Source organism: Methanocalculus chunghsingensis (assembly GCF_018132105.1).
Taxonomy (GTDB): Archaea; Halobacteriota; Methanomicrobia; order Methanomicrobiales; family Methanocorpusculaceae; genus Methanocalculus; species Methanocalculus chunghsingensis.
In genome coordinates this window covers 1-376 of record NZ_JWHL01000039.1, presented here as the reverse complement: position 1 = coordinate 376, position 376 = coordinate 1, and the positions used below count along the sequence as shown (strand labels likewise).

The following is a 376-nucleotide window of genomic DNA, read 5'->3' as shown; positions in this document are numbered from 1 at the left end:
GTCACCTCTATCTCTTTTACCCAGGTCTGATACCCACTCTTTCTCAGCTCAATCTCATGTTCACCAAGAGTTATTCCGGAGACGGTCAGCGGTGTTCTCCCCATATGAATACCATCAATATAGATGTCAGCATCAGAAGGTTTTGATGTAATTCTAATCCCCGCATAATTGACCCCAATTAACGTTGGATTATATGACCACGTGGTTCTGAGGGCGGCCTCAGTCACCTCTATCTCTTTTACCCATGTCTGGTACCCACTCTTTCTCAGCTCAATCTCATGTTCACCAAGAGTTATTCCGGAGACGGTCAGCGGTGTTCTCCCCATATGAGTACCATCAATATAGATGTCAGCATCGGCAGGTTTTGAAGTAATTC

General features: G+C 45.2%; 1 protein-coding gene. It reads right to left on the bottom strand.

Going from position 1 to position 376, the window contains the following annotated elements; all coding sequences use genetic code 11:
• Positions 1-326 (bottom strand): PEGA domain-containing protein (locus tag RJ53_RS11485; protein ID WP_246496123.1); only part of this gene is annotated, 326 nt, incomplete at its 3' end.
• Between the last annotated feature and the right edge of the window lie 50 nt (positions 327-376).